Origin of the sequence: Neobacillus sp. YX16 (genome assembly GCF_030123505.1) — a bacterium.
GTDB lineage: Bacteria > Bacillota > Bacilli > Bacillales > Cytobacillaceae > Neobacillus.
Window position 1 is genome coordinate 5,570,291 of sequence record NZ_CP126115.1, and the last position, 21,341, is coordinate 5,591,631.

The following is a 21,341-nucleotide window of genomic DNA, read 5'->3' on the forward strand; positions in this document are numbered from 1 at the left end:
TCTTCCAATTTCCAATTTTAGGGCCATTCCTAATGGAATTTATAATACTGAACATCCTCATTATTCACCTATTTTCACTAGTATATTGTTGGTTATGGATCGAGCTTGTTTTACGGCTACTAAAACCGAGAAAACCGCGGGGACGGTTCTGATGGTTTTTTTCACTGGTTACAGCTAACAAAGAATTGACCAGGAGAACCTTCCCCACGGCCCACTGCCCAAAAACTATTTCACAACGAAATAGTTTTTTTGGTTTTTTTGTGAATGAACGGGAAAAATAGGAAAAGTGTACTTTGAAAGGGGATTCTTATGAAAGCAACGGATTTACTTGTGCAGTGCTTAGAAAATGAGGGCGTTGAGTATATTTTTGGAATCATAGGGAAGGAAACCCTTGACCTGATGGATTCATTGTCTAGGTCAAAACAAATTCAATTTGTAAATGTTCGTCATGAACAAGGAGCCGCTTTTATGGCGGATGTATACGGTAGATTAACAAAAAAGGCTGGTGTTTGCTTAGCGACATTAGGACCTGGCGCAACCAATCTGTTGACCGGAATAGCAAGTGCAACTCTTGACCATTCCCCAGTTGTAGCCATCACAGGACAAGCAGGCTTGGATCGGCAGCATCTAGAATCCCACCAATATTTAGATATCGTTAAAATATTTGAACCCGCTACCAAGTGGAGTGTTCAAATTAAAGATTCACAAACCATTTCAACCATCATTCGTAAGGCATTTAGAGTTGCACAAATGGAAAAGCCGGGTGCTATTTTAATTGAATTACCCGAGAACTTAGCGTCTCAAATGATTCCAACCCAGCCATTACCCGTAACACCTATTCCAAAAAGTGCACCCGTTTCACAAGCAATCGAGGATGCTCGTACGCTACTAGCTCAGAGCCAAAAACCAGTTGTCATTGTAGGAAATGGAGTTATAAGGCAAGACGCAGCGGCCGAACTGCTCACATTTGTCGAAAACCTACAATCACCTGTGATCCATAGTTTTATGGCAAAAGGAATATTACCTAAAAACCATCCACTAAATTATTTTACATTTGGTTTTACCAAAGAAGATGAAGGTTTACCGATTATCGAGGAATCTGATTTATTACTTGTCGTTGGTTTTGATTTGATTGAAAAGCTGCCTAAGGATTGGAATAAAAAGATGTGCCCTATTTTACATATTGATCCACTGCCAGCTGAAATGGACGAGCACTACCCTGTTAAGGGGGAATTGGCAGGAAATTTAAAGGAGACCTTCCAGGCACTTAATAAACTGGATATCCCCTCTAGGCCGTGGGTTCCGATTGGGAATCTAAAAGAACGGATTGAGACAGCTTATCAACTTAATTTAGATCCAAAAGGAAATCAATCCTTATCGATAGAAAATATCCTGACCGTTATTGAAAAACTCACAACGGAAAAGACCATCGTTATTTCAGATGTGGGTGCCCACAAGGTATCCATTGCCCGTACGTTTCAGCCAAAACAAGCCGGTCGACTCATCGTCTCCAATGGATTAGCCTCAATGGGAATTGCCTTGCCTGGTGCCATTGGTGCCAAATTAGCTTGCCCGGACGCTCCCGTTATTTGTATTACTGGTGATGGCGGGGCCTTGATGAATATTTCCGAACTAGAGACCGCGAAACGATTAGGCGTATCTTTTATCATCATTGTTTTAAATAATTCTGGGTTAAAACTAGAAGAACAAATGATGCAAGAAAAATTTGATCATAGCTTTGGTACAGACTTTGGAAACCCTGACTTTGTGCAGCTAGCTGAAAGCTTTGGAATAAAAGGAGTAAGACCTAATCAATTGAATGAATTTGAGCAAGTATTGAGGGATGCATTAAATCAAACCAATGAACTGACACTGATTGACGTTATCCAAAATTAAAACCGCGAAAACCGCGGGGACGGTTCTGATGGACTTTTTCACTTGGTTACAGGTACCGATGAGACACCTACCAAGTAAGTATGACCAAGAGAACCGTCCCCATGGAAAGGAGATTTGTCTGTGAAATTGTATCAAGTACGAAAAGGACAATTTGTCTATTACAACAATGAGTTGCATAGGGTATATGGCGTAAAGCCGATGTATAAACAATCTGTTCATATTATTAGGCTTAGGGATTTGACGCAGCAATTAACCAAGTCAGCGAGTGTAGAGAAAGTCAAACCTAAGGAGCTTGACAGCTTTATTTTTAATCATAAAGCTTATACGCTCAGTCGCGATCGCAAAGCTGAAGTAGGAGATTATGTTTTAATTCATAATCCAATGCCCGATTCCCTGGATACTTATTCTCTAAATGAGATCGATCTTGTTGAAACCGTTGATAAACAAGGGGTCGTTACAAGTAATTCTCATGGAATTAAGCATAACGAGTATTTATTAATGGTACCAGGCCGTGCGAATGGGAGTACTTCAATCGATTATCAAAATAGTGAAGGTGTAGATGCAGAAAACTTACAAGATGCTGATTCCAACGATTTACATAACCAGAACAACGAACACTTCCCTGCTATAGGAGATATTTATAAAAATGATGAAGGATATGAGTCTATGGTGGTCGCACTAAAACGCGGCACGGTTTACCTTGGCGGTGGTTTGGAGTTGTCGCAAGAAGAGTTGAGGAACAGTGCCAAGTGGGAATTTCTCTATAATCTCCTTGATAAATGAACGACCTTTGAACTGATAAAAACGATAGCGTTTCTTATTTTTCTTTACACCTAGTAGGAGGTTTATATGGATCGGAAAAAACTGAACGAAAACATTGTTTTTATTTTATCATTGTTACTCACTCTCATCTTTATTGTTTGGGGAGTCTTTTTTACAGATAATCTCGCAAAGGTCACTGATACGATTTACAATGGATCGATTGATTACCTGGGATGGGTATATCTTGGTGCCACCCTCTTCTTTGTCATCTTCTCTATCTATTTATTGTTCTCTAGATATGGCGATATTCGGTTAGGCAAAAAAACAGACAAGCCTGATTTTAACACGGCCTCTTGGCTTGCTATGTTGTTCGGTGCAGGAATGGGGATAGGAATTGTGTACTGGAGTGTCGCTGAACCTGTTACCCACTACACGACTCCTCCTTATGGAAAAGGATATACGATTGACGCTGCCAATACTGCCATGAAATATACATTTTTCCATTGGGGGCTAGACCCATGGGCCATTTACACGGTGATTGGTCTTGCTCTTGCCTTTTTTCAATATAATAAGAAGCTACCTGCAGCCATCAGTTCTGCGTTCCATCCGGTTCTGGGTGAGAGAATCTATGGTCCGATAGGAAAAACGATTGATATCCTGTCTATCTTCGCAACCGTCTTTGGGATAGCCACCTCTTTAGGCCTAGGTGCTATGCAAGTTACGGCTGGAATGCATGCGATTTTCGGTGTTCCCAATGAGTTATTCGTCCAACTAATCGTCATTGCGGTAGCGACAGTCCTTTTTATCATCTCCATCAATACAGGTTTAGAGAAAGGAATCCAATTCTTATCCAATGCGGCGATGATTTTATCTTTTGCGATTATGCTGTTGATTTTGATTGTGGGTCCCACCATGACGATTATTAAGGTCTTCTTTAATACGACGGGCCTTTATATTAGTGACTTTATTCATATGAGTTTAAGGCTTAGACCTTTCGGAGAAGGGGAATGGATTGCATCCTGGACGCTTTTTTATTGGGCATGGTGGATTGCCTGGGCACCGTTCGTAGGTATGTTTATTGCCAGAGTTTCGAAGGGTCGAACCGTAAGAGAGTTTGTAATCGGTGTGTTAATTGTCCCTACACTCGGAACATGTCTCTGGATGTCCATATTTGGTGGGTCTGCGCTTGAAATCGTTCAAAACACAGGTAACCATGATCTGGCAAAATATATTACCGAAAATGTTTCTTTGGCTATTTTCACATTCTTTGATTATCTCCCATTAAGTTCTGTGTTAAGTATCTTAGGGTTTGCTGTCGTAGCCATTTATTATATAACCGTTGCCGATACAGCCACTTTTGTTTTGGGGATGCTTAGTGAAGGCGGGACATTAAATCCTTCAAATAAAATCAAAATGACTTGGGGTGTTATTCAATCTGCATTGGCTGCCGTATTACTATTAGCTGGGGGGTTGAACGTTTTGCAAACAGCCTCCATCGCAGCCGCGCTCCCTTTTGCCCTCATCATGATTGTCATGTGCTTCTCTTTACTAAAAGGATTAAAAAGTGAAATCGGGGAAAAACCGAGGGAACCGAGGGGACGGTTCTGATGGTTTTTTTCACTAACTCATCCTTACTTGGTAGTTACGAGGCACCTACCAAGTAAGGCTCCTTATCAAAGAATAGGACCAGGAGAACCGTCCCCATTGATTTCATTGATCTCATTGATTTCGTCCACAAGTGTTTGTAATGCGTTCCCCTTATGTGATTCTTTCATATTCTTTTTGAATTCATATCTATTTTTATAAATAGTAGTTACATTTTCAATCATCGTTTTAATAGTAAGTTTTTCTTCTTCCAATGTAAGGGAGTATCCTTTTTCTTGAAAAGCCTTTGCATTTAAAATTTGGTCGCCTCTACTTTGATTTAATCCTAATGGAACAATCAGCATTGGGATATGTAAGGCTAGAAATTCGAATATGGCATTTGAACCGCCTCTAGTAATCACGATGTCCGTTGCCGCTAAGATATCCGTTAATTCATCATGGACATATTCAAATTGTTTGTATCTTGGATGGGTTGTTAAATTGACATCTAGGTTATTTTTCCCGCACAAATGAACAACCTGGTAAGTAGCCGTTAGTTGATCTAAGGATTGCCGGACTACTTCATTTATTTTCTTAGCTCCTAAACTTCCACCCATAATCGTTAAAATCGGACTATGATGATCAAATCCTAGAAAACTTCTTCCTTTTACTGCTGAACCACTCAATATTTCTTTTCGAATAGGAGAACCAATATCCATCGTTTTATTTGCTGGAAAAAATCCCTTTGTCTCTTCAAAGGAAGTAAAAATACGCGTTGCAAATCTTTGCGAGATTTTATTTGCTAGTCCTGGCGTCATATCACTTTCATGAATATAAATGGGTATTCTTAATGATTTAGCAGCTATGATGACAGGAACGGAAACAAATCCCCCTTTTGAGAATACTAAATCAGGCTTGATTTTTTTCAGAACACTTCTTGCTTCAAAACATCCTTTTAGGACGCGAAATATATCCACGAAATTTTCAAAGTCTATATATCTTCGAAGTTTTCCACTATTTATACCGAAGTATGGAATACCAACTTTTTCGATTAACTCTTTTTCAATTCCCTTTTTTGAACCGATATAATATTGATCCCAATTTTCCAGCTCGTTAATTAATGCAATATTTGGCGTTACATGCCCCGCAGAACCTCCACCAGTAAATACAATTTTCTTCTTTGACATAATTCCTCCTGATTACTCATCGTTTTCATTCATTATACGTTATTACAATCTGGTTTATATGGTTTTATTCACTTAAAGAGTGAACCGTGGGGACGGTTCTGATGGTTTTTTTCACTTGGTAATACTTACTTCTTAGTGATGAGACACCTGCCAAGCAACTATTACCAAAGAATAGGACCAGGAGAACCGTCCCCACGTCCTCACGTCCTACATAAAAACGCTTGCATATTTTGAAATCCCTATTATAATACTTGTATACAAGTATTCTTGTATTATAAAAAGAGGGTGAACTTATGATAGATTCAAAGGAATATTTATATCCCGAAAAGAGCCTTTCAAAAGCTTCCGCTGGTGAGCGTGTAGCATGTGAACTTAGAATGCGTATCATTTCTGGCACGATTGAAAGCGGCTCCATCCTATCGGAAAATAAACTAGCTGCAGATTTTGCTGTGAGCCGATCACCTATTCGTGAATCATTAAAAATCCTAGCAGCTGAAAATCTCATCCGATTAGAAAGAATGGGTGCAATTGTTATTGGTTTAACAGAAAAAGAAATACAAGAGATATATGATGTCCGGCTTCTAATTGAAACATTTGTGTTTGAACGTATTATCAAAATGGATACAGTTCAACTCTCAAGAGAACTTAGTAAAATACTAGAAATGATGAAAGTTGCGATAAAATATCGTGATGCTGACGAATTTGCCCTGCAGGACGTCTTATTTCATGAAACGATTATCCGGTCTATTAACCATTCCTACATGCTGATGATTTGGAATAATTTAAAGCCTGTTATGGAATGCTTAATTCTGTTATCGATGCGTTTACGTATAAAAGAAGAGTTTGAGGACTTTACAAGAATTATAAGAAATCATGAGATTTATATAGAAGCGATAGAATCTAAGAATCGAGAGCTCATGCTTGAATCTTTACATCTAAACTTTGATGATGTTCAGGTTCAAGGAACAGTAGATGACCTATGGATGTCACAACAAATGCTGGCTAAAGGAGCTGTGCAAAAAAATGACTAGCTACATGTTAGGTGTAGATATCGGTACAACAAGTACCAAAGCAGTACTATTTACGGAAAAAGGCAAAGTCATCCAGGTAGAGAATCATGGGTATCCACTCTACACACCGGATATGTCTACAGCCGAACAAGATCCGAATGAAATATATCAAGCTGTCTTACAAGCGATTACGAATATTACGAAACGTCACTCTGATAAAAAACCAGCTTTCATTTCATTTAGCAGCGCGATGCATAGTGTCATTGCAATGGACGACAACGACCGGCCACTGACGCCTTGTATCACATGGGCGGATAACCGGAGCGAAGCTTGGGCTCATAAAATAAAGAATGAGTTGAATGGGCATGAAATCTACAAGCGAACCGGAACACCGATTCACCCCATGTCGCCATTAACGAAAATCGCTTGGATTGTTAATGACCGACCTGAAATTGCTGACAAAGCGAAAAAATATATCGGCATTAAAGAATTTATTTTTAAAAAGTTCTTTGACCAATATGTAGTCGATCATTCCCTCGCATCATGCATGGGCATGATGAATCTGAAAAACATGGATTGGGATGAAGAAGCATTACATATTGCGGGTGTTACGCGTGATCAATTATCTGAGCTCGTTCCGACGACGAAGATATTCAGTAACTGTGATCCTGACATCGCCAAACAAATTGGTATCGATCCACAAACTCCTTTTGTCATTGGTGCCAGTGATGGAGTCCTTTCCAATCTAGGTGTAAATGCGATTGGAAAAGGCGAGATTGCCGTCACCATTGGGACAAGCGGTGCGATTCGAACAATTATTGACAAGCCGCAGACTGATGAAAAAGGTAGAATATTCTGCTATGCCCTAACCGAAAAGCATTGGGTCATTGGCGGACCAGTAAACAATGGTGGAATCGTCCTTCGCTGGATACGTGATGAATTTGCCTCTTCTGAAGTTGAAACGGCGAAAAGATTAGGAATTGATCCATACGAAGTATTAACCAAGATTGCCGAACGCGTAAGACCAGGCTCAGATGGATTGTTATTCCATCCCTACCTCGCAGGTGAACGCGCGCCATTATGGAATCCAGACGTGCGTGGATCATTTTTCGGTTTAACTCTGTCACATAAGAAAGAACATATGATTCGAGCAGCGTTAGAAGGCGTTATTTACAATTTATACACCGTTTTTCTAGCATTAACGGAATGCATGGAAGCTCCTGTTACCCGAATCCAAGCAACGGGAGGCTTCGCAAGGTCGGAGGTTTGGCGTCAAATGATGTCCGACATATTCGAATCAGAAGTCGTCGTTCCCGAAAGCTATGAAAGTTCATGCCTGGGTGCTTGTATTTTAGGGCTTTATGCAACCGGCAAAATCGATTCATTTGAAGTTGTTTCTGAAATGGTTGGCAGCACCTTTACACATTCACCTGAAGAAGCAGCCGCAAAAGAATACAGGCAACTGCTGCCAATCTTTATCCACTTATCAAGAGTATTAGAAGAAGATTATACACGGATCGCCAATTATCAAAGAAAGCTTACAACACACAACTAGAAAAAGCATGGAGGAATTAAAATGCCATTAGTAATTGTAGCGTTAGGAATTATCGCCTTACTTATTTTGATCATGGGTTTGAAATTAAACACCTTTATTTCTTTAATCATCGTATCGTTTGGTGTTGCGTTAGCCCTTGGAATGCCATTAGAAGAAGTAGTTAAAACCATCGAAGCCGGATTAGGCGGAACACTTGGACACATCGGTTTAATCTTTGGACTTGGAGCCATGCTCGGAAAGTTAATCGCTGATTCAGGTGGTGCGCAGCGAATTGCGATGACGCTTGTTAACAAATTCGGTGAAAAAAATACACAATGGGCAGTAGTCGTTGCCTCATTCATTATCGGTATTGCGTTATTTTTTGAAGTAGGTTTAGTGTTATTGATTCCAATTGTCTTTGCAATTTCAAGAGAATTAAAAGTTTCTATCTTGTCACTCGGTATTTCCATGACAGCCGCTTTATCCGTCACACACGGTTTCTTGCCGCCTCATCCTGGACCAACGACGATTGCCGGTGAACTTGGTGCCGACATTGGGGAAGTATTACTTTATGGTTTCATTGTTGCTGTCCCTACGGTGATCTTAGCTGGGCCAGTTTTTACAAAGTTTGCGAAAAAACTTTTACCTGAATCATTTAAAAAAATGGGCAGCATTGCCTCATTAGGCGAACTAAAGACATTTAAACTTGAAGATACACCTAAATTCGGCATCAGTGTATTTACAGCTTTACTTCCTGTTATTTTAATGTCGATTGCGACGATTATTACCTTGATGCAAAAAACATTGGGCATTGAAGATAACTCTGTACTAGAAGTCATTCGATTTATCGGTGAAGCTGGTACAGCCATGTTGATCTCGCTATTATTTGCAGTTTATTCAATGGGTATCGCAAGAAAGATTCCAATGAAGGATGTCATGGAGTCTTGTACACAAGCCATTCTACACATTGGTATGATGTTATTAATCATTGGTGGGGGCGGGGCCTTCAAGCAAGTATTAATCAACGGCGGTGTTGGTGACTATGTAGCAGAACTATTCAAAGGGACTGCTATATCACCGATTATCCTCGCATGGATGATCGCTGCCATTTTACGTATTGCATTAGGATCTGCTACCGTAGCTGCATTAACAACAGCTGGTTTAGTGATTCCCATGTTAGGTCAATCGGATGTTAATCTTGCACTAGTCGTTCTTGCAACAGGTGCTGGAAGTGTCATTGCATCACACGTTAACGATGCTGGTTTCTGGATGTTTAAAGAGTATTTTGGTTTAAGCATGAAAGAAACTTTTGCAACATGGACATTGGTTGAAACGATCATTTCAGTAGCGGGATTAGGATTTATTCTATTACTAAGCTTGTTTGTATAAGTACTTTCAGGCAGTAAACCTAAGGGTTTTACTGCCTATTTATCTTAGAAAAAGGAGCATAAATACATGTTGAATACAATAGGTGTTATTGGTTTAGGAGTTATGGGAAGTAATATTGCTTTAAATATGGCTAATAAAGGGGAACAAGTAGCCGTCTATAATTACACGAGAGATTTAACGGATCTACTTGTAGAAAAACTTGATGGACAGAGTATTACTCCTTACTACGAAATTCAGGATTTTGTACAGTCGATAGCGACTCCGAGAAAAGTTTTTGTAATGGTTACGGCGGGTAAGGCGATTGATTCAGTGATTGAATCATTAGTACCATATCTTCAAGAAGGCGATGTCATTATGGATGGCGGTAACTCCCATTACGAAGATACGGAACGTAGATACGATGAGTTAAAGTCTAAAGGAATAGGTTATTTAGGAATCGGGATTTCTGGCGGCGAAGTCGGAGCTTTGGAGGGACCATCTATCATGCCTGGCGGCGATAAAGACGTTTATGAAAAAGCAGCACCGATTCTTACAAAAATAGCAGCCCAAGTGGACAATGCCCCTTGCTGTGCTTATATGGGTCCAAAAGGTGCAGGTCACTTTGTAAAAATGGTACATAACGGAATTGAGTATGCAGATATGCAATTAATTGCAGAAGCCTATACTTTTTTAAGAGAAAGGTTACATTTATCCGTTCATGAAATTTCTGACATCTTTGAAACCTGGAATCAAGGTGAATTGAAAAGTTACTTAATTGAGATTACGGCAGAGATTTTACGGAAAAAAGATGAAGTAACTGGCTTACCGCTCATTGATGTGATTTTGGATAAAGCTGGCCAAAAAGGCACTGGTAAATGGACCAGTATCCAAGCCATCGATAACGGCATCCCAGCATCGATTATTACAGAGTCATTATTTGCCAGATACATCTCTGCTTTAAAAGAGGAACGGGTGCATGCCCAATCGATTCTAACAGGCCCTAAGTACGAACAGCCACAATTGGATACAAATGAGTGGATTGACTACATTAGACAGGCCTTATATATGGGGAAAGTTTGTGCCTACGCACAAGGATTCACCCAATATAAAATGACTTCCGAACTTTTCGGCTGGGAATTACCGTTGAAGGATATTGCGCTGATTTTCCGTGGCGGCTGCATCATTCGTGCAGAATTTTTAAATGTAATAAGCGAAGCCTATCGAGCAGAACCAAATCTGGCTAATCTATTAATCTCTCCATATTTTGCCGAAAAGGTTATTGATTACCAAATGGGCTTGCGAAAAGTAGTATGTGAAGGGATTAATTCTGGTATTTCGTTCCCATGTTTAGGTGCTTCCCTTACCTATTTTGATAGTTATCGAAAAGCAATCACTAATGCTAACCTTTTACAGGCACAACGTGACTATTTTGGTGCACACACTTATGAACGCAACGATTTAACTGGAGTCTTTCACACAAACTGGAATTAAACAAAAAAAACCGAGGGGACGGTTCTCCTGGTCCAAAAGACCAGGAGAACCGTCCCCTCGGCATTTATTATGCAGCTTTCTGAATGGAATTGATATATTCCTTCCCTTTTTTCGAGTCAAATCTGCCTTCCCATTTAGACATGACGATGGCTGCTAATGAGTTTCCGATTACGTTAACTACGGTACGAGCCATATCTAGAATTCTATCGATACCTGCGATAAATGCTAGTCCTTCCAGCGGAATGCCTACTGTTCCTAGAGTAGCTAATAGCACAACAAAGGAAACACCTGGTACTCCCGCAATTCCTTTAGAAGTAACCATCAACACTAACATTAAGGAAATTTGTTGTGAAATACTTAAATCGATTCCATACATTTGCGCAATGAAAATAGCGGCTAGTGCTTGATACAGCGTAGAGCCGTCTAAGTTAAAGGAATAGCCTGTAGGAACGACAAAGGAAACAACGTCCTTTGGACATCCGTATTTCTCCATTTTTTCCATCACTTTTGGCAAGACGGTTTCTGAACTAGCTGTAGAATAGGCCAAAATAAGTTCGTCTCTTAAAATCTTAACGAGATGAAGTAAACTAGCTCCACACAACTTCGCAATACCGCCTAAAATAACAATAATAAAGAATAACATGGTTCCATAAACACTAATCACTAATTTACCAAGTGGAATTAAGGACTCTATACCAAATTTTGAAACTGTTACACCTATTAAGGCAAAAACACCAAATGGGGCAAATTTCATAATCTGATTTGTAACCCAAAACATCGCATCTGCTGTCCCTTGGAAGAACGCCAGAACCGGTTTTCCTTTTTCACCGATGGCAGCAATACCTAAACCAAACATAACAGCAAAGAAAATGATGGCAAGCATGTCCCCTCTTGCTAAAGCATCGATGATATTACTCGGAATAATATTGACAAAGGTATCGGCAAAACTATGACTGGTTGCTTCACTTGTTGCATCAACGTACTTTTGAATATCACCTTTTGCCAGCTTAGACATATCCACACCTACTCCAGGCTTGAATATATTCGCTGCAATTAACCCTACGATAATAGCGATTGTTGTAACAATTTCAAAATAAAGAATGGTTTTCCCACCGAGTTTCCCTAACTTTTTCATATCCCCGGTTCCTGCAACCCCAATAATAAGCGTGGAAATAACGATTGGAACGACAATCATTTTTATCAAACGGATAAAGATATCCCCAACCGGCTGTAAATAGGTACTAACCGCAGGGTTTCCGTAAAAAATGGCCCCAACAATAATCCCCAAAACCAACCCAACAAGAATTTGATAAGCTAAACCAAACTTGATCTTTTTCATCAAACAACCTCCCCATATTTTTATGAAAGCGCTTCATTAATTTTCTGTAAATCTAAAATGTATAGTAATAATACGGGGAGCTTATTGAATCCTACAGAATCCGACATGAGTGAATAGTTTTGTAATCTTTTTTTAATCTCCAGATAAAAAAATCCCTTCTCTTTTCTAAAGAGTTGGGAAAAATTTTCTTATGAAGGTTGATTATATTTTTCTACCGTTTCAAGGTATAAGACTTGGAGGAACTTTTTTATATTAATTTTTACCTTCGATGTTACATTATTATTTGAATCTACTTCTTTCATTCGCACCCTTATTTCTTGAAAATCGAAATAACGGGGGGCATAATATTCAAATTTGGGGTTGGTATAATCGAAGGTTCCTAACGAAGCTAAGTTGTTAAGCGCTGCCATAATAGCTCTGCGGATACGCTGTTCGATTGATTTCGTTTCTTTTTTAACATCTTTTTTAGAACTGCAAATCGCTTCGTATAATTCCTTAAGAGGGGGCAATAATGCAGAGGAATCTTTACGATATAGTAAATATTCCATGATTAGTACCATATCCTCACTGCCTGCTTCGCCAATAATCCCCATATCATTTAATATAGAATGGACGATTTCCTTCACACTTTTTTGCTTGGATGTAAACTTTGCTGATTCCACGTATGCCAGCGATTCACGAATGGTCATTAACGATTGTTTTAGGCGAAATTGCTCTGAAGTTTTTTTCAGAATGCTTTGTACTTCTAACCGATTGATTGGTTTATGTATAAAGAACTCAATCCCCTTTTCATAGGCCTCCCCCACCATTTCCTTATTGACAACTTGAGAAATCATGATAAATTGTCCTTGGAATCCTTGCTGCCTTAAACTTTCTATCGTTTCAATTCCGTCCAGTCCTGGCATTAAAAAGTCGATTAAGACAACATCAGGATGGATTGAAAGGATGGGTGATAGTGAATCAACACCTGATCCTGCCTCCCCCACCACAACTCCAAGGCTGCCCTCTAAAATGATTTTCTCTAGCATTCTACGACTTGCTGTATCATCGTCTACAATAAAATAGCGCATTCTACTTCACCTCTTTTTAATGTTTTCAGTAGGCAGCATAATATGAAAGGTAGTCCCTTCTCCCGTCTGTGATTCTACTTTTATTTGGCCATGAAGTGTTTGTACAATTTCATGGACATGTGATAGACCAATGCCTGTTGCAGCAACTCCATGAACATTGAATTTAGTTGTATAGCCCGGTTCAAAAATGATGGATAAATCCTTTTCGGGAACTCCATTTCCAGAATCTTTTATGATGAATGAAATGAACTCCTCTTTCTCATTTACTTCAATATCAATTTTTCCCTTTTCGGCAATCGCTTCAACACCATTAGCGGTCAGATTATTCAATAATGCAAGTAGTTGGATTTGTTGATGCGTAATAAAATCAGTGGTTATTTTAAAATGAATATTGATCTTCTTCCCTAACATCTCACTATATTTTTCATTAGCTGAAACCACAAATCCTAAAACATCAGAAAGAAAAAGGTCTTCGTTGCTGTTTTGTATCGTTATTTTTGACAGACCCGAAAGAATCCGCTGTGAATCTTTTTTCACTTCATGTATTTCTTGAGCGATGAGCAATGCTTGTACACTTAACTCAGCCTGATTGCTTTTCTTTAATTTCCGATATAATTCATGGCTAGATGCCGTAATTTGTTCGATATGATTCAGTGATTTCTGTAAATAGAGAGTCTCCGAATACAATCCCGAACCAACTTCAAGCATTTCTTGCATTCGCTTTTTTTGTTCTGAAACCGTGATGGAGCTATAAATCCCCACTACAAAGTAACTTCGCAGTAAGGCTACTCCAAATAATAATGCCCAGTCCCGATAGCCTAAATTTGCATGGGTCTGAAACAAGGCACGTATGATATGCTCTATGCCGTTACCGATAAACTCGATACCTGCAGCAAAAGAGCCTAGGAGAAGGGGAAACGTTTTGTATTTCTCTATTTGAATGATGCTAAGACCCAATCCAAATAGGAAGTAAAACAGAAAGGCAGGCAGATGATGCTTGAAGCTTGCAAAGATTTGTTCAGGTTCCACCATAATATCACCAAGAATCCGGAAACAAACCACGAACAAACCCGTGAAGATCCCCGTTCGAACCAATGAAGCTGGAGGATGAATAAGAATAATGAGAAAAAAAGTGATACTCCCTAATCCAAAACGAAAAGCCTCTCCATTGAAAGGAGTCACTTTGAGTTCACTGGCGAGGGCTGTTAAAAGAGCCGTAAGCAGTAAGGATACCCATTTAGACTTAGTAAAAAACAACTTGAAAAAGGAATAGGAAGAAAACATTTATGACTCCTCTAAAGAATAATGGTTTACTATAAATATTCTAGACAAAAAAGATAAGCTAGACAAGGGGCGGACCGTGGGGACGGTTCTGATGGCCTTTTTCACTTGGTAACTAGTTACAAGGTAGTGAGACACCTATCGAGTAATTATTACCAGAGAATAAAACCAAGAGAACCGTCCCCACGGACTTTCCCACGGACTTTCACTCTACCCCATAGTACCTGCAAACTACAAAACCTACTGATTTTGCCGCAACGATTAATGCATCTTCATCAATATCAAAGTTCGGATTATGGTTAAAATATGGCTTTTCGACACCCTTTGGCGTACAGCCAATGTAAAAGTAACAGCCTGGGATTTTTTCTAAATAATACGCAAAGTCATCGGATGGCGACATCAAGGGGTACTGGGCAACTTCCTTAATATCTGGATCATTAGCATTTTCCAAGGCTTCTTTTACCAATTTCCGTTACCTCTGGGTCATTATAAAGCGGAGGATAATCTGAGGTATAGGTTAACTCACATTGGACACCAAACTCAGCTTCAATTCCCTTGATGATGCGGCGCACTTCTTTTTCAATAATCTCCTTTTTTTCCACAGTCATATAACGGATATCCCCTTCAAGCCTCACACGATCCTTGATGACATTGAATGTCCCTTTGCCATCAAAGGAACCAATGGTGGGGACGGTTCTTCTGCTGGCAAAAAAGCCGGCAGAACCGTCCCCATGGTCGCCCTCAGTAATTATCCTTACTAATTCTTCGATTTTATATTATTCTATAAGTAAATCTTCATTTAGGAGAGTGTTGGAATGAATACCATTTTTATTGCTGGACATGCGAAATTACCTACAGGAATGGCAGCTAGAAGTATATATGAAACACTGACGATTACGGCAGAAATTGATAAATATTATGGGGTAATTGTGGATGCCTCTTGTACGCTGGCAACTGAACATGGGAGAGACTTTATTGCAAGACTGCTCAAAGGCCATAGTTTGAGAAATGGGATTGACCTGCCTCTTGAAGAGTTAAAAACGGGTTATTTAGGAAAAGCCAATCACGCGCTAGTTGCAGCGTTAAAGGATTTGTATAAACAATATGAATCTCTAAATCAATAATTCGGTGTACATTTTACCTGTTCGGCCAAAGCAGTAATAGACTTCCCCCGTTAACAAGGGAAGTCTATTACATTCATTCTATGTGAATTCCTTTACCTACTCTCTACTGTTTCCTTTTCATACGGCCACGCCGGCAGCATTTTATTTAACGTCTTATCTACACGATAACCAAGAACGTATTCTGCCTGCATAATCGTATGAATTTCCCTCGTTCCTTCGTAAATAACAGGTGCTTTTGAGTTTCGTAAGAATCGTTCAACAGGGTATTCGCTTGAAAACCCGTAAGCCCCATGAATCTGAACAGCATCATCCGCTGCTTTGTTGGCAAAATCACAAGCCTGCCATTTGGCGAGTGATGTTTCTCTTGTGTTACGTACTCCCTTATTTTTAAGCTCACCGGCACGGTATACGAGTAAGCTGCTCATTTGCAATCCAGCTTCCATATTTGCAATCATTTGCTGTACAAGCTGGTGCCGGCCGATGTCTTTGCCGAATGTTTGACGCTCATGACAATACTTTACGCTTTCCTCCAAGCTCGCCATAATCAGGCCTACAGCTCCAGCTGCAACGGTAAAGCGGCCATTATCAAGAGCGGCCATAGCGATTTTAAACCCTTCGCCCTCTAAACCTAATAGGTTTTCCTTTGGAACCCTTACCTGATCAAAGAATAACTCTCCTGTATTTCCGGAACGGATCCCCATTTTGCCTTTAATGGCTTTTGATGAGAAACCAGGCATGGTGCGCTCCACAATAAATGCGGAAATACCTTGGTGTTTTTTCGATTTGTCCGTATAGGCGAACACAATGAAATGATCCGCTACATCACAAAGGGAAATCCACGTTTTCGAACCATTTAAAATATAATCATCCCCGTCTTTTACTGCAGTAGTCTGAAGGGCGGCCACGTCTGAACCTGCCCCTGGTTCCGTTAAACCAAAGGCGCCGATTTTTTCACCTTTTGCCTGCGGAACGAGATATTTTTGTTTTTGTTCCTCATTCCCCCATTGCAGTAGTGTTAAACTGTTTAAGCCGATGTGAACAGATACAGCGGTACGGAAGGTCGTATCGCCTCTTTCCATTTCTTCACAAACAATGGCGAGTGAATTGTAATCCATGCCGCTTCCGCCATATTCTTCAGGAATACAAACACCCATAAGATCCAGCTCGCTTAATCGCTTCCAAATAATCGGATCGAATCCCCCTTGCTCATCCCATTCTTTCATATTTGGAATAATTTCTTTATCTACGAAACTTCTAACCATTTTTCTTAACATTACCTGCTCTTCCGAAAATTCAAAATTCATAGCGTATAAGCCTCCTGGTAAATTTGTATAATATTATTCTTTTTTAATTGTTCAATTTCCACGTGTGAATATCCCGCTTGCTGCAAGATTTCAACGGTATGTTCCCCAGCAACCGGGGGATGACGTTCTATTTTGGTCTTCGTTCTTGACAGTTTAATAGGCGAGCCGACTAGCTTGACTGAACCCGCTTCCGGGTGATCCACTTCAACGACCATCTCCCGGGCCAATACTTGTGGATGATTAAATACCTGATCCATCGTCGCAATAGGACCGCACGGAATATTATGCTGTGAAAACAGCTCCATCCACTCATTGGCTGGTTTGGTTCGCAGCTGGTTTTCTAAAATGCCCGTGAGTTCAAGTTTATGATTAACCCTTGCTTCATTGGTATGGAACCGTTCATCTGCTGCCATTTCACTTATTCCCATTACTTCACAAAGGGTGGCAAACTGCCGGTTGTTACCAACTGCAATGATCATTTCTCCATCCATTGCCCTAAATGTGGAGTAAGGCACAATATTTGGGTGGTCGTTACCAAGTCTTCTTGGGATGGCTCCAGATATAAGATAATTGCTCGCTACATTGGCGAGTGAGCTTACCGCCGTATCCATAAGCGACATATCTATTTTTTGCCCTTGTCCGGATTTCTCTCTTTCCAGTAATGCTGCTTGAATCGAAATGGCAGAATATAAACCTGTTAAAATATCAACCATCGCTACGCCAATTTTCATTGGCCCGCTTTCATCATTCCCGGTAATGCTCATCAGACCGCTCATTCCCTGAATAATGTAATCATAGCCTGGCAAATGCCGATATGGTCCCGTTTCGCCAAAGCCTGTGATGGAGCAATATACCAGCCTCGGGTTGATTGCTTTCAAAGAGTCATAGTCCAAGTCCCAATTTTCCATCGAACCGGTTTTGAAGTTATTAATCACTACGTCCGCATCCTTGGCTAAAGTGCGAATGATTTCCCTTCCCTCTTCGGTTTTCAGATTTAAGGTGATGCTGCGCTTATTGCGGTTAGCGCATAAATAATAGGCACTTACACCATTTTGGAACGGCGGCCCCCAGCCCCGCGTTTCATCACTGCCGCCCGGTGCTTCCACTTTCATGACATCTGCACCAAGATCCGCAAGAATCATCGTACAATATGGACCCGCCAGCACCCTTGTTAAATCCAATACTTTTATCCCATCCAAAGCGCCTTTCAAAAACTCCCACCTCCTGCTCATCCCATACACTCAAGCTCTCTTTTTTAAAAAAACTTATTTCGTTACAAGCCCTTTACTAGTTGAAATGGAAAGATTTCCATTGTCTTGGACTCCTAATCGCAAACTTATAGACATCCCCTCAAAAGTTGCCTCTTCTATTGTTCTCGGCGCCAAGCAGTCACCGATTTGCCATACTTCAGGTGCTAATTTCTTCATTTGTTCATATAGTTCACTATTTGGTACACGACCGTGCGAAAGAATAATAGAATCCCAATTTTCCATTGTCTCTTTTTCATAGGAAAATAGGTTCCTAAAGACAACAGTATCCCCTTTAATTTCTCCTAAATCATAGTGTGGCATCATTTTTACGTTTAGTTGATAGAGTTTTTTTAAATATTCATTTCGTAAGTATTGAGGCACGCCTTCACCCACATGCAGCCTTGCCGTAATAAGCTTGACGATATGCCCCTTTTCCGCCAAATCAATCGCCGCTTCCATGGCTGGCCAATCACCGGCAAAATCAAATACAATAACATTTTTCCCAATAGGGTTATTCGGATGATGGAACACCTCTTCCACCGTCATGACACGATGATCATGAATCCCTGGAATATCGGGGATATACGGTCTTGATCCTGTGGCGCAGATAATCGCATCCGGTGAAATTTTGTTAATATCATCTGGTTGTACAGCCGCTCCTAGCGTAACGTTCACGTTACTAGCAGATAGTTTTCGCGTATAATTATCAAGCATCGATTCAGCAAGCTCATGTCTCATTGGCATCTTTTTTAATGTATTCAATAATCCGCCGATTTTGTCCGCTCTATCTGCCAGAATAACCTCATGGCCTAGTTCATCTAAAGTTGCCGCAGCTTGCATGCCTGCCGGTCCGGCGCCGATCACAAGAACTTTCTTCTTGTCTCTTAGGCTTTTCTTAAGTGTTTGCACTTCATTTTCCCTGCCTGCTGAGGGATTTTGGACACAGCCAATGGTTAAACCATTGTGATAATGCCCGATACAAGCCTGTAAACAGCCTAAACAGGCATCAATTTGCTGAAGATTACCTGACTTTGCCTTGTTAGGCATGTAAGGATCTACAATTAATGCACGAGTCATGCCGACAACATCTGCTTTTCCTGCTGCCACAATCTGCTCGGCCTCCGCGGGATCAACAATACGTGAACCGACGAATACTGGTACAGCACCAGCCATTCTAATTTTAAATGAATGTGGGGTATTATAACCGTGCTTCATCGGAGACGGCGGCACAATATGGGTGGATCCGGCAAATGTACTGGAATCTCCTGAGGTGACATCAATAAAATCCACTCTTACTCTTTCGACCAAATATTCAACAATTTGTACGGCATCTTTTACGGTTGTTCCATCCATGGTCATTTCATCTGCACTCATCCGGAGTCCAACCGTAAAGTCCTCCCCAACCTCCTGCCAGACCCGCTCCATCACTTCGACAATAAACCGCATCCTGTTTTCAAACGATCCCCCATATTCATCGGTACGATGATTGGTCTCTACCGACCAAAACTGTGCAGGCAAGTATCCGTGTGAGCAGCAGATTTCTACACCATCCAGTCCGCCTTCCTTCGCCCATTTAGCTGAAAGTGCAAATCCTTCAATGACATCTTTTATTTCCTCAATACTCATCGGTTTGGGCATCGTACTGAACCGGAGGCTCGGAACCGCTGACGGTGCCCAGGCCGCATTCCGATACTCACTTGAAACGACTTCCCTGCCGCCATGGAATAATTGCAAAAATACTTTCGCTCCGTATTTATGCACTTCATTGGCAAGCTCCTGGTAAGCAGGGACAACCTTTTTATCATATCCGGCAATTGTCTTGGTTGTCAGCATCCCCGATGGATGTGCGGCGGCGGCTTCTAGTATAAGTAACCCGGCACCGCCCTTCGCGCGTTCGACATGATAGGCAGTCATATCCAATGTAGGGATTCCATTCCTAACATGATTTGTTTGGTGTGCCGTACTTAGAATCCTATTTTTCAATTCTGTATGGCCAATTTCAACTGGACTAAATAAATGTTTAAACGGTGTCACTCATAATCACTCCCAGAAAAAGATAATTGGCCTTTTGCCAAAATTCTGGCGGTGCCTGTCACTTGTAACGATTACTGATTAAAACGTCCTCGCTGACGCAGTAATTCGCGGTTCAAGTCGGGATTTACCTCAAAGGCTGCACGCCCATGTAACCAGAATATATTGTTAACCACTACTAAATCTCCGACTGGAAGCTCGAGTTCTGTAACACTTTCATCGGTTTCCATTGAATGTGAAAGGTCACGAAGATATTTAGCTTCTTCAATGGTTTCAGGATAGACAAATTGGTCGATGAAGCATACACCAGGCTTATTATTGTAATTGAAGAAGGTTAAGCGCTGGATTTCCTGATCTACATTTTTACTAGATGGTGCTTTGTAAGTAAACTTATGGCTTGCCAATGGATGATTTGAAAACCTATCAAGGCCTTTCCAATCATCAAGGTGTAATAATCGAGATTCACCGCCGCGTGCATTTTCTTCTACCATTTTCATCATTAACAGCCAATCTGTCGGCTCATCTACAAATGTCCCATCCGTATGAAGTGTAAATAAGCGATAAGCTTGACGGAGATAGGAGTCACTGGTATCGGTATGTTTGACAGAAAAGCGTGCATAATATTTACCAGACATTGAATCAAAGTTTGATGAACCTAACAAATAAGAAATAGCAGTAGAGAAAAGAACGTATTCATCTGTATCCTCCGTAACACCATCCAAACCAATCGTAAATCCGCCAGATTCACGGTCATGTACAATGTTCCGAAGCACCTCGCCGAATTCTTCTCCAACATGATCTAATAGAATAGAAGAGACAATTAGACGAGAATAGGGTGTATATTCTAAATGCAGGACAGAATAATCCTCTGCTTTGACGGTATCCAAAAACCCTTGAATAGCCTTTTTCGAAAGTTGAATGTGGTATAAACGGTCTGTTTGCGGGTGAACCTTCACCTCATACCTGTTTGTTTTTGTTTCGAATTTCCCTCTTTGTTTTTCTGCGATTACCATTTTCTATTCCTCCAGTTTTGTGTAAGATAGTTAAAATATGGAAACCAAGGGAATATAAAAAGCCAGCTGCACAAAGTACCCAAAAATAGCGGGACTC

The 21,341-nt window shown here is 40.5% G+C and carries 16 protein-coding genes and 1 pseudogene; 8 read left to right on the forward strand and 9 right to left on the reverse strand.

The window, feature by feature from the left end:
- The first annotated feature begins 309 nt into the window (after positions 1-309).
- The 3 genes from QNH48_RS27440 to QNH48_RS27450 all read left to right on the forward strand — a co-directional run bounded on the left by QNH48_RS27440 (position 310) and on the right by QNH48_RS27450 (position 4,266).
- Positions 310-1,896, forward strand: a complete 1,587-nt coding sequence (locus QNH48_RS27440) for an acetolactate synthase large subunit (protein WP_283952813.1) — start codon at positions 310-312, stop codon at positions 1,894-1,896.
- Positions 1,897-2,016: 120 nt separating this feature from the next.
- Positions 2,017-2,679, forward strand: coding sequence for a hypothetical protein (locus QNH48_RS27445; protein WP_283952814.1), 663 nt, complete (start codon positions 2,017-2,019; stop codon positions 2,677-2,679).
- 66 nt (positions 2,680-2,745) lie between these two features.
- Complete coding sequence (locus tag QNH48_RS27450) at positions 2,746-4,266, forward strand: glycine betaine uptake BCCT transporter (RefSeq protein WP_283952815.1); 1,521 nt, start codon at positions 2,746-2,748, stop codon at positions 4,264-4,266.
- 65 nt (positions 4,267-4,331) lie between these two features.
- On the opposite strand, the gene QNH48_RS27455 is transcribed toward QNH48_RS27450, so the two are convergent.
- A complete protein-coding gene (locus tag QNH48_RS27455) occupies positions 4,332-5,429 on the reverse strand; it encodes an undecaprenyldiphospho-muramoylpentapeptide beta-N-acetylglucosaminyltransferase (RefSeq protein WP_283952816.1) in 1,098 nt (365 codons plus the stop codon).
- Positions 5,430-5,722: 293 nt separating this feature from the next.
- Here QNH48_RS27455 and QNH48_RS27460 point away from each other — a divergent pair, with 293 nt between their 5' ends.
- From QNH48_RS27460 to gnd, 4 genes are all read left to right on the forward strand, one after another.
- Positions 5,723-6,460 (forward strand): GntR family transcriptional regulator, encoded by a 738-nt coding sequence (locus QNH48_RS27460; RefSeq protein WP_283952817.1) that lies wholly within the window; start codon positions 5,723-5,725, stop codon positions 6,458-6,460.
- A complete protein-coding gene (gntK, locus tag QNH48_RS27465) occupies positions 6,453-7,994 on the forward strand; it encodes a gluconokinase (RefSeq protein WP_283952818.1) in 1,542 nt (513 codons plus the stop codon). The genes QNH48_RS27460 and gntK overlap by 8 nt, the downstream gene beginning before the upstream one ends.
- Before the next feature lie 21 nt (positions 7,995-8,015).
- The gene (locus QNH48_RS27470) at positions 8,016-9,362 is read left to right on the forward strand and encodes a GntP family permease (RefSeq protein WP_283952819.1); all 1,347 of its coding nucleotides are present in this window, start codon (positions 8,016-8,018) and stop codon (positions 9,360-9,362) included.
- Positions 9,363-9,428: 66 nt separating this feature from the next.
- Positions 9,429-10,832 carry a decarboxylating NADP(+)-dependent phosphogluconate dehydrogenase gene (gene gnd, locus QNH48_RS27475; RefSeq protein WP_283952820.1) on the forward strand — a complete coding sequence of 468 codons (1,404 nt, stop codon included), beginning with the start codon at positions 9,429-9,431 and terminating at the stop codon, positions 10,830-10,832.
- Positions 10,833-10,899: 67 nt separating this feature from the next.
- On the opposite strand, the gene QNH48_RS27480 is transcribed toward gnd, so the two are convergent.
- The 4 genes and pseudogenes from QNH48_RS27480 to QNH48_RS27495 form a co-directional block, all read right to left on the reverse strand.
- Positions 10,900-12,171, reverse strand: a complete 1,272-nt coding sequence (locus tag QNH48_RS27480) for a cation:dicarboxylate symporter family transporter (protein WP_283952821.1) — start codon at positions 12,169-12,171, stop codon at positions 10,900-10,902.
- Positions 12,172-12,359: 188 nt separating this feature from the next.
- Entirely contained in the window at positions 12,360-13,241 is an 882-nt protein-coding gene (locus QNH48_RS27485; protein WP_283952822.1) for a response regulator, read from the reverse strand.
- Positions 13,242-13,247: 6 nt separating this feature from the next.
- Positions 13,248-14,525: an ATP-binding protein gene (locus QNH48_RS27490; RefSeq protein ID WP_283952823.1), complete on the reverse strand. Its 1,278-nt coding sequence runs from the start codon at positions 14,523-14,525 to the stop codon at positions 13,248-13,250.
- A gap of 202 nt (positions 14,526-14,727) precedes the next feature.
- Positions 14,728-15,271, reverse strand: a pseudogene (locus QNH48_RS27495) (M20/M25/M40 family metallo-hydrolase); the annotation flags it as partial.
- 66 nt (positions 15,272-15,337) lie between these two features.
- Between QNH48_RS27495 and QNH48_RS27500 the strand changes: the two are divergent.
- Positions 15,338-15,646, forward strand: coding sequence for a DUF3870 domain-containing protein (locus QNH48_RS27500; RefSeq protein ID WP_283952824.1), 309 nt, complete (start codon positions 15,338-15,340; stop codon positions 15,644-15,646).
- A gap of 92 nt (positions 15,647-15,738) precedes the next feature.
- Here the strand turns inward: QNH48_RS27500 and QNH48_RS27505 are convergent, their stop codons facing one another.
- The 4 genes from QNH48_RS27505 to glaH all read right to left on the reverse strand — a co-directional run bounded on the left by QNH48_RS27505 (position 15,739) and on the right by glaH (position 21,244).
- Positions 15,739-16,950, reverse strand: a complete 1,212-nt coding sequence (locus tag QNH48_RS27505) for an acyl-CoA dehydrogenase family protein (RefSeq protein ID WP_283952825.1) — start codon at positions 16,948-16,950, stop codon at positions 15,739-15,741.
- Positions 16,947-18,161, reverse strand: coding sequence for a CaiB/BaiF CoA transferase family protein (locus QNH48_RS27510; RefSeq protein ID WP_283952826.1), 1,215 nt, complete (start codon positions 18,159-18,161; stop codon positions 16,947-16,949). The genes QNH48_RS27505 and QNH48_RS27510 overlap by 4 nt, the downstream gene beginning before the upstream one ends.
- Positions 18,162-18,215: 54 nt before the next feature.
- The gene (locus tag QNH48_RS27515; protein ID WP_283952827.1) at positions 18,216-20,234 is read right to left on the reverse strand and encodes an oxidoreductase; all 2,019 of its coding nucleotides are present in this window, start codon (positions 20,232-20,234) and stop codon (positions 18,216-18,218) included.
- A gap of 71 nt (positions 20,235-20,305) precedes the next feature.
- Positions 20,306-21,244 (reverse strand): glutarate dioxygenase GlaH, encoded by a 939-nt coding sequence (glaH, locus tag QNH48_RS27520; protein ID WP_283952828.1) that lies wholly within the window; start codon positions 21,242-21,244, stop codon positions 20,306-20,308.
- Positions 21,245-21,341 lie beyond the last annotated feature (97 nt).